This is a genomic window from uncultured Lactobacillus sp. (assembly GCF_947367125.1).
GTDB lineage: Bacteria > Bacillota > Bacilli > Lactobacillales > Lactobacillaceae > Lactobacillus.
This window is the reverse complement of sequence record NZ_CANBCQ010000036.1, coordinates 16,073-27,417: the sequence shown is the minus strand read 5'-3', so window position 1 is coordinate 27,417 and position 11,345 is coordinate 16,073. Positions and strand designations below refer to the sequence as shown.

Annotated in this window: 1 protein-coding gene; it reads left to right on the top strand. The window is 37.8% G+C overall.

The annotated features are described in order from the left end of the window. The first annotated feature begins 215 nt into the window (after positions 1 to 215). Positions 216 to 11,345 (top strand): MBG domain-containing protein, encoded by an 11,130-nt coding sequence (locus Q0Y84_RS09845; RefSeq protein ID WP_297953157.1) that lies wholly within the window; start codon positions 216 to 218, stop codon positions 11,343 to 11,345.

The following is an 11,345-nucleotide window of genomic DNA, read 5'->3' as shown; positions in this document are numbered from 1 at the left end:
TACTTTGATTAAATAAATAATTAAAAAATCAATTTACGAGAAAGATCTATTTACACAAAAGATTTGACAGTTTCGTAGAAGAGGACTAGGCCCTCTTTTTTTTGCTTTGTAAAGTTGTCTTAAAACGTGCACATATTTTGTTATCTGTTATTTCTCGCGGTAAAATAATAGTATAACATATAGTATACCGGCTTAAGGGTAAGGGAATTTGACTTATGATTTTCAATAAAAATGATTATGACAGTAAACAACGGTTTGGCATTAGAAAATTAAGCGTAGGGGTATGTTCTGTATTGTTATCAACATTATTTTTAACAATGAATAACAATCAAACTGTTCATGCATCAACAGAAACTGACCAACAAGAAACTGAATCGGATGTTGTGAAAAAATCTACAAATGAAAATAAGGATATAGCTCCATCTGAATCAACTCAAACAGAAGCTTCTGGGACACCATCAGCTCAATCAGAGAGTTCTAAGAATGACACTGCTCAATTGAAAACTTCTGGGGCAGAAACTCCTAAAAATCCCGATGAAAGTAAGAAGGCTAATGTAGAGGATCCTACAGTCACTACTCAACATACTAATCAACAGAGTACAACTGCCAAAGCTCCGGAGACTCCTTCTACTGTTCAAAATTCTGAAACCTCAAAGCCTGATTCTTCTACAACTCAAACAACTCCTTTTGAAAATACAACTCAAAAGACAACTACATTTAATGTAAGTAACTTTAATATTAATGCTCTTCAAGAAAATAAGACTGTGGCAGCAACAGCCACCACAGCAACTACTAACGGCGGATATGATTCTGCTACTTGGGGAACATTAGATACTTCTAAGTGGACAGGGCAGAACACGACATTTGATGGTACAAATTATTACCAATTAACTCGCTACACTGGTGATCAAACTCACATTATTGTGCCTAATGAAGCTGACTTTGCGGCTGCTAATAAATCAACTGATGGTCTTCAAGTGTCGATTTCTAATGATTTAATTAAAAGCTGGCAAAATGCTGCTACTATTGCTTTTAGTAAGACTGATGATAAGAAGATCAAGCTCGCAAATACTGATTTAAATGGTACTTTCCAAAATGACACGAAGTTGACCAATTTAGATGCCAATAGTTTGGATACTAGTAGTGTTACTTCAATGCAAAGTACTTTTGAAGGTACTTCTAACCTATCATCTTTGACTGGAATTAGTGATTGGGATGTTCAAAAAGTTACGAATATGACTCGGATTTTCAACAATGTTACCAAAGTTACAGATCTTTCTCCTTTAAGCAATTGGAAGACTGATAGTTTACAAAAACTCAACACTGCATTTGCTAATAATAGTTTTACGAACTTACAAGGTCTAGAAAATTGGAATGTAAGTCATGTAACTGACATGGGTGTCATTTTTATGAGTGATGCTAATTTGACTGACATTAGTGCCTTAGCTGATTGGGATACTAGCAGTGTGACTGATCTGAATCGGGCATTTAATGTTAACCATGCATTAACAAGCCTGCATGGTTTGGAAAATTGGAATACCAGTAAGGTAACTAATCTTGAAGCAACTTTTGCCAATGAAGGATCATTGGTTGATGCAAGTGCGATTGCTAACTGGAACACGAGCAATGTTACCAATATGATAACTTTGTTTGCTGGTTCATCGGCTCAGTATGTTGATTTTTCTAACTGGGACTTTAGTAAGGTAACCAGTGCATCTAATGTCATAAATAATACTCAGTCAGTCGTTTATCTCGGCAATAACTCCACACTTACTGCTGATAAGTTAAACACTTTGGGTATTGCCAATGGCGGCTTTACTCAGCCAATCATTTTAGCTAGTGGTAGTCTCTACACTCTTTTATCCAATAAAAACAATAATACACACAATATCACTATTAATAATGCCAGTGGTAGCCAACTTACTACTATTTCTGTACCTGTTGTTTATGATGCAGCTGGTGCAAGTAACATGACGGATGCCATTAATAGTTACAAAGACATGGTTGATCAAAAGCTTGAGGATTATGTTACTGAGCATAACTATGTACTAAAGAGAGTTTCAACTGCCCCTGTTGATGATGTAACGGGTCACAATAATCATCTAGTTAACTATGCGAATGCTACATACCAAGTTGTTACTATCCCTGCAGATCAAAAGAAAAACCTTCAGATTCAAGATAAGACTACCTATAAGGGGAAGACTTTAACAGCTAAAGATTTAGTCACTAATGTTGCTGATTTCCCATCAGGTACTACATTTGAATTTGCTGATAATAGTGAACCAAATTGGGATCAAGTAGGAACATATAATGTTAAAGTTATTGCAACTTATCCGGTTTCTGTGAATGGCCAGCAATACACTGCCGTAACTGCTCCAGCTACTGCTAAGGTTACTGTTACTCAACAAATGCAGTTTACAATCACTTACTGGGATGATACGGAAAATAAGGAAATTATTCAATTTGATATAAAAAATGCTGGTAATGGTGGCTATAGTAATGATCTTAAGTTTCCAGATGGCGTAAATCCAGCTAAGTATCAATCTGTTAGTGTCTCTGGAGTACCTGCAGGAGCAACAGTTGCTGGAGATCAGTGGAGATCATTTACAGATCCAAGTTGTAATTGGGCAATACCAAATTATAAATGGACGACTGAGGCTGCTCCTTCATTCTATGGTGCAAATGTTGTTGTTCACTTAGTTCATAAAACTCAAGACGTAACTAATACTGATCCAGCTGCACAAGAAACACGCACTGTTACCGTAAATTACGTTAAGACAAAGGTTAATGAAGACGGTACTTACACCGAGGATGGTAATGCCTTTACTTCTGCAGTTTTAGATGTTTACTATATTCGGCAAGCTACAAAAGATTTGGTAACTGGAACTGTTACGTATGGTCCATGGCAATGGAATACTAAAAAAGGTGATAGTAATACACCTGGTTACCATGTAGTATCCGGGACTTGGACTAATTTACCGCAAAAGTGGGCTACAGTAACTGCCGATGTACCAACCTTAGATGGATATACAGCTTACACTGGTGGTCCTGCTACAAATACTAGTAAAGTTCCTGCTAATCAATTTGTTTTCCCTACTTGGAATGGTAGTGATGGCGATACCAGCGATATTTCTAAAGGCTCAACTGCATATACTACGGCTGCAACTCTTTATGAAGCTCAACCTGTTCATACTATTTTCTATGTTCCAAATAAAACTGAAGCTAGAACAATAACCGCTAAATTTGTGTATGCAGGTGGTGATAAGAATGGCCAATCAGTTGCACCCGATGCGCAGATTCAAGTTTTCTTCAAACAAGCTGGGACCATTAATGCTTCAACCAATAAAGTGGTTTATGGAGATTGGACTTGGGATAAGACGGTTGGTGATGAGGACAACTTAGGTTTCCGTGTGATTTCTGGAAACTGGAATATAGCACAAGATGGACAATTTACTGTTACTCCTCCTGATGCTGGCAATGACTATGTAATAGCAAACCTCAATTCTACAGGCACATATACTACTGTAAATTTTGCTAATCCAAATTATAATTCCAATACAGTATTTACTACTAATAATGCTCCTCAATGGTATGTTCGTAACGAATTGACAACTTACTATGTACCTAAATCATTGACGCAAAAAACTATTAACCGTGTAATTAACTTCACGCCAGTTAACCAACCAGGAACTCCTTCAGTTACCCAAACTACGACTCAATCAGCAACAATTACTAGACCTGTACGCGTAAATGCTGATGATAGCGGAGTAGTATTTGATGGCTTTGATGGTAGTGGCTGGACTACAGGTGAATGGGACCGCTACAAGAATATACCGGTTCCGAATAATTATACGAAAGTCATTAAACAAATAGTTACGCATCCTGATGGGACAACTACTGAAACAACATTAAATATTCCAAATTGGAGACCTATTCCAGCTCAAACTGTCACTATCGATACACTTCCGACTGTAATTAATATAACCTATACGGCAACTGCAACAGCATTTTTGGCAGGTACTAATGAGTCAACTTACACTGGCAGTCCAATCACTCTTGATGACCTTAATAATGGGGATGGTGACAATCCAATTTATGCTGGAGTTACAGGGCCCACTGGGGATGTCTATACTTTACAGGCCGGGGATGTTGAATTTTCATCTGATAATGGTCAAACTTGGACGACTGAAATGCCAACTAATGCAGGTACCTATGAGTTACGTTGGTCAGAACATGGCAAGCAGAATATTATAAAAGAATTTGGTAATAACAGTATTAAATGGGTAGATGCTCAGGGTAATTCAACCTTTACCAGTACTGCAACCTATATTATTAATCCGGCCCCAGCTACTTTCACTTTAAGCAACCAGACATCTGGAATTTATAGTAAGATCTATGATGCCCAACCTGCGACTAGTATCGATCCTTCAAAATTAACAATTACTGCTAACTTTAACAATGCCAAAGTAGTTTTAGATACGATGGGCCTTACTAGTGATAGTTATGAGTGGGTAGATGTTCAGGGTAATCCGATCAGTAATCCTGAAAATGTTGGAACTTACTACATAAAACTTAAGGACGCTGCACTCTCTACTCTAGAAAAGGATAATCCTAACTTTACTTTGACCAATGGTGGTGGTTTAGCTACTTACACTATTACGCAAGCTCAAGCAAGTGGTGTATTAAGTGGCTCTAACTCACGCACATACGATGGTCAAGCTACTACAACTGCTGAAGTAAATAGCAATGGTCAAATTGGTGTAACGGTAACCTTCCCAGGTGTTACTGATGCTAACAAGACCTATATTCTTAAAGATGGTGACTACAAGTGGAGTAGTGGCTCTGCACCAACTAATGCTGGGTCATACACGATTACTTTGACACCTGATGGTATTTCCAACATTGAAAAATATATTCTTGGTTTAGCAGGTTCTGGTCAAAATAACACACCAAATATAGTATTTGCTGATAATGCCTTTACTGGAAGTGCAAGTTATACAATTAATGCTGCTGAAAATACTGTAAGTGTCGATGGAACACAAACCGAAACTTACACGGGCCAACCAATTAGCGTTAAATACAATGCTAATGGAAATAACAGCGTTCAAGTAAGCATTAGCCCTAAAGATGGAGCAACAGCTAGCTTGAGCAATGTACAATTACATTCTGGTGACTTCCAAATTGTTGATGTCAGCGGTAAGCCTATCACTGCAATTAATGCTGGTGGTGTTTACCATATTGTCTTAACTGATGCTGGTGTTGCCAAGATTCAAAAAGCGGTTGGTGATAATTACAAGATCAGCCAAGGCACGAGTTTCGGTACTTTAGTTATTAACAAAGCCCAAGCTTCTGCAGAATTTAGTGGTGATCCTTCATACACTTACACGGGCAGTCCTAATAGTGATTACTTAGATGGTTTCTCAATTAAATTGAATGAACCAAATAATCCAACTTATAACTTAGTTGCTGGTGATATTGAATTTAATGTCGATGGTACGTGGACTACTAATGCTCCAATTAACGTGGGACAATATAAAGTTCGTTTATCACAAGATGGTTGGGATCATATTAAAGAAATTAATAGTGATAATGTAACTTGGGCTGCTACAGCATCAAGTGGAACAGGGACTTACACCATTACGCCTGTTAGCGCTAATACTGAACTTAGCGGTCACAATTCTATGGTTTACAATGGCAATTCAGTAACAACAGCTGATTTGTACACTGATGGTTCAACTATCAAGGTAACGATTAGTGGTAATAATATTGTCAACTTGCCAACTAGTTTCACTCTTGCAGATGGAGACTACGCTTGGAATACTCAAGATGGTAAAGCACCTGTTAATGCTGGTAACTATACTCTGACTCTTTCTAGTGCAGGTCTTGATAAAATTCAAGCTGCAATTGATGAAGCGGTTGGTAAAGGTAATGTTATCTTGTCTAAGGAGAATACAGGGAGTGCTACTTTCCAAATTGAACAAGCTGTTTCGCCAAGCGTTCAGTTAGATGGTAGTGAAAAGAGTGAATACAATGGTCAAGCAGCCAGCTTTGATCCAAATAATGAAGAAACCAAGAAGAACTTTGGCTTCAATAATGTTCAAGGCTTGACTATTCCAGATTTAGCTACTGATGACTTTGAATGGGTCGATCAAGATGGTAAACCGATTGCTGCTCCAACTGATGCTGGTTACTACTACTTGCAATTGAATGAAAAAGGTAAGACCGCTTTTGCGCATGCTAACCCTAACTACACATTTGTTAAGGACGGAAATAGCACGATTTCAGGCCGCATTACTTACCACATTTATCCAGCAAGTTTGATTATCGGCGTAAGTGGAACTGCATCACAAGTTTATAATGGTCAAAATGCAGCTATTACCCAAGCTCAGCTTGATAATGGTGATATTAAATTAGTATGGGGTAACTCAAATGATGAGCCAATTGGATTGGGAAGCTTCACTTTAACTCCAGAAGATTTAGAAGTGGTTGATAGTGCTGGTAATCCAGTCAGCCATGCTAACGCCCAAGAAAACGATAAAACAGGTAATCCAGCTTATTATGTTCGTTTGACAAGTGCTGCACTTAATAAGATTAAGAATCTAACAGGTGCAAGTAATTATGACATTAGTTTAGGTAATGCAACTGGTAATTTCTTGATCTATGCTCGTAAGGCTCAAGTTACTTTAAGCGGTAACCAAACGACCACTTACGGGACTGATTTAGCTCTCGATTCAAGCGCATATCATATTGAACTAACTAATTGGAATAGCAGTGTTCCTGGACCAACCGATGCTGAAATTATTCAAGCAATTGGTGGTTTGAAGGATGGCGATGTCTATATTAATGGATTTACTAATGGTCAAATGCCCGTTAATGTTGGCTCTTACCAAGTTAAGATTGCCGATCAACTACTGAAAAGACTAAAAGAAGCTTTCCCAGATTATGACTGGGATGCTGTTAGTGAAAATAATGATACTGCTAGAAGTGTTTCATCTGATTCGAATCCTGTTGATGCTAGACATGAACCAGCTACATATGTAATTACCCCTGCTGATACTACCGTTACGATTAATGGTGCAGAGCACATTAAATATGGTGAAAATGCGACGATTCAATATGGCGGCGATGACGGCTACAGTATTACCATTACTGCACCTGTCAAGAATGCAACAACTGATAATGAACATGAGCCAATCTATACCGATGTGACGCTTGAAGCAGGCGATCTGGAGTTTATAACTACTCCAGGTAATGTTGGCACTTATGAAGTGAAACTATCTGCTCAAGGGTTGAAGAAACTTCAAAAGTTAACTGGTTCAACTAACTATAATTGGACTCAAGCTGCTGAAGCACGGGCTAACTTCTTTGTTGACCAGATGCCAGTGACAATTACTGTTGGTGGTAATGAACAAAATGTAACTTATGGTTCCAGTGATTGGTTAAAAGCTATCAAGGAGAATCCTCAAGGTTATACCTTAACTGTAAAGACTGAAAATGGTACTACTTTAAACTACCAAGCTAAAGATGGAGATTTGATTTTTAGTCAAACACCAGGAGATGTTGGTAGTTACCAAGTTGTTTTATCAGCTCAAGGTCTGGAAAATATCAGGACTGCATTGGGTACTAACTATGCTTATCCACAGGATGCGAGCGATGTAACTACTTATTGCATCTTTAAGGTGAACCAAGGCGAAGTCACGATTAGCTTAGAGGGTAGCGATAGTAAGACCTATGATGGAAAAACTACTTTACCAGCTGATTTGAATACTGGTAAGTATAATTTAACTTATTCAGCAACTGTTTATGCTCCCGACGGTACTGCACAAACGATTAAGTTAACTAGTGATGATTTGCAGTTTGCTAATGGTGATCCTATTAGTGCTAGAACTTATACGGTTGAATTATCACCAGCCGGTGAAGCTAAGTTGAAGAATTTAACTGGCAACAATGGCGATAACTACAAGTGGACGTTTAATACTAAGGCCACTTATACGATTAATGCAGCTACTGAGGCTAGTGCAAGCTTGTCAGGTTCTAACCAAATGACATTTAATGGATCAGCGGTAACTACCGCTGAACTTAACAATGGTGGTGACATTATTGTTAACTTGACCTTCCCTGGTAGCACTGAAAATAGTATTTACCACTTGCAAGATGGTGATTACATTTGGACTAATGGTGAGGCACCAACTAATGTAGGGACTTACACTATTAACTTGACCCAAGCTGGTTTGGCTCATTTGCAGGCTGCAATTGATCAATATGCTGGTTCAGGGAATGTAAAAATTAGTACGGACAGCTTAACTGGTTCAGCTACTTTTGAAATCGTTCCTCAATCAATTACCGATGTAACTATTTCGGACAAGGATCAAGAAAAGACTTACGATGGTCAGCCTGCTAGTTTAGATGTAAAAGACTTAACGATTAACGCTAATGATCTTGTTACTGATAACCCATTATCAATGAAAGGTATTACTATCAGTGATTTTGATTGGTATGGTGCACAAGGCAATAAGCTTGATGCAGTTCCAACTAATGCAGGAGTTTATGAAGCTCGTTTGAAGTCTTCTGCTTTACAAACATTGCAAAAGGCCAACCCTAACTACAGCTTTAGTGCTGCCAGCGGTACGATTAAGTACACAATTAACCAAAAAGCAGCTACTGATACTTTAAGTGAAAATGGCAATAAGACATATAACGGTCAAGAAGTTACAGTTAATGACGTCTTTAATTCAATTGTTTGGATGCCAAGTGGCTTAGTTGATGGCCAAAGCTTAGATCTTTCTAACTTAACCGAAGCTGATTATGCTTGGTACACTAAGAATACGGATGGTACGTACACTGAAATGACAGGCTTACCAACTGATGCTGGCACTTACTATCTGAAGCTTAAGGATAGTTCAATTGCTAAAATTCAGGCTGCTAACCCTAACTATAGTTTTGCCACCGGTGCGATTAGTGGTGAGTACACTTATGTAATCAATAAAGCTACTGCTAGTGTTTCAATAAGTGGTTCTCAAACTACTAAAGACTTAGCTTTTGATTCTAGTAATTATCAAGACAGTGTAAAAACAAACAATGACCAAGATCTGAATATTCCTAAATTAACTGCAGACGATTTTGTTGTTGTTAAAGATGGTCAAAAGCTTAAGATAAGTCAATTAACTGAAGCTGGAACTTATAACGTTGAACTTAGCGAAGATGCAATCAATAAGATTCGTCATGAAAATCCAAATTACAACATTGACTTCAGTTCAACAGCCACATTTACTTTTGAAAATAGTAGCCAAACTATTAACTATGTTGATGCTGATAACAAAGTAATTAATTCAACTAATATTAGTGGTCACATTAAGGGAACTAAGCTTCTATTTACTCCTGAAATTCCAGTAGGTTGGGTAGCAAGTGATCCAAGTGATGTACCAACTGAAATCACCATCGATAATGGAATTACTGTAATTAAGATTAAGCATGGAACAACCAATGTTGATCATAATAATCCAGTTCCGGAAGGAGAAAAGACACCAACGGGTAAAGAAATTGATGGAGCACATGAAAATGAGTTGAACCAAGCAATTACTCGTACGATCAATGTAATTAACCCAGATGGAACTAAGAGTACAGAAGTTCAAACAGCGAAGATTTACCGTGACGCAAGTTACGATGATGTAACAGGTAAAGTAACTTATGGTTCATGGTCAACTGCAAGCTGGAAAGAATTTATTCCAGTAGAAGTGAAAGGCTATACTGCAAGTGAAGAAGAAATTCCAGCAGTTGAAGTTAAGAATGGTCAAAAAGATGAGACTATTGAAGTTACTTACACAGCGAATGAACAAAGCGGTATTATTTCTTACCAAGACAAAGAAGGCAACGAAATAAGTACCAGTCCGCTTAGCGGAAAGACTGGAGAAGCGGTAGCAGTTAAACCAGAAATTCCAGCAGGCTGGCAGCTAGTACCAAGTCAAGAAGTTCCAAAGACTGTCACAGCAACAGCCGAAGGTATTCCAACTGTAGTAATTCAGGTTGAACATTCAACGATTACGGTTACTGCTGATACTCCTGAGGATAAAATTCCAAATGGTAAGGTTCCAGGCAACCCCAATGAAACTTATCCAAAAATGGAAAAGTTAGTTTCTGAACCAACTAGAACAATCGTTGTAAATAAGCCAGATGGAACTAAAGAGATTGTTACGCAAAGTGTTAAGTTTACTAGAACTGCTACGTTTGATGAAGTAACTGGTGAAGTAACTTACAGTGATTGGAAGAGTGCTGATTTTGCTGTTTGGGAAGCTTATACTCCAGAAAAAGTTGCTGGCTACACTGCTAGTCCAAACGTGGTAGGAGAAGAAGCAGTTAATGCAACTACTGAAAATTCAACAATTGAAATTACTTATATTAAGGATAAAATTCAAGCGAGCCAAGTAGTTCAACTTATTGATTCATCGGGGCAAGTAATTGCTTCAACTACTGTTGTTGGAGAATTGGGCCAAGAAGTAACTTACGATTTGCCACTTCCAACTAATTGGGAATACACCAATGATAAGCCAGCTGATCAAGTTAAGATTGAAAATGGTATAACTAAAATTGCAATTCAACATAAGACTGAAGAAGTTACTGATATTCAAACTGTAACAGAAACAATTCACTTCAAATACACTGATCAAAGTCAGGCTTTACCAGATACTATTCAAACTATCACCTTTATTCGTAACGGTATTAAAGACTTGGTAACTGGTAAAACTGTTTGGGGTGAATGGGATAAGGAAAGTTCAACTTTCCCAGAAATTGTTGCTCCTAATATTTCAGGCTATAGTCCAAATCCGATGACTATTGCTGCTCAAACTGTAAGTCCAAATTCGCAAAATCTTGAATTTACAATTACTTATAGCCCGATAAATAAGCCAAATGATGCCAACAATAAGCCAACAAAACCTGAACATAACAAGCCGGTTGAACCAAATAAGCCGAATAATAAGCCAGCTAAGCCTATTCAACCAAGCAAGAAGCCGACTACTCATAAGGTACCTGCAAAGCCTGTAACTCCAATAATTCACAAACCTTCAATCAAGAATAGTAATACTAAGCCTCTTTATGAAGTAAAAGATTTCCTAAGAGGAAGTCATAAGCTTGAGAATGGTACAATTGTTGACGAACATGGTAGAGTACTTTATGAAAATGGTAAATTGACTCGTTTAGGTAGAGATATGCTTAAAAAAGGGCATGCAAAGATTTTGCCGCAAACTGATCAAAAAGATAGTGAAAATATTAGTTGGATTGGTACACTTTTAGCTGGATTGGGAATCTTTGGATTAGCTGACCGCAAAAAGCGTAAAAAGAAAGACTAA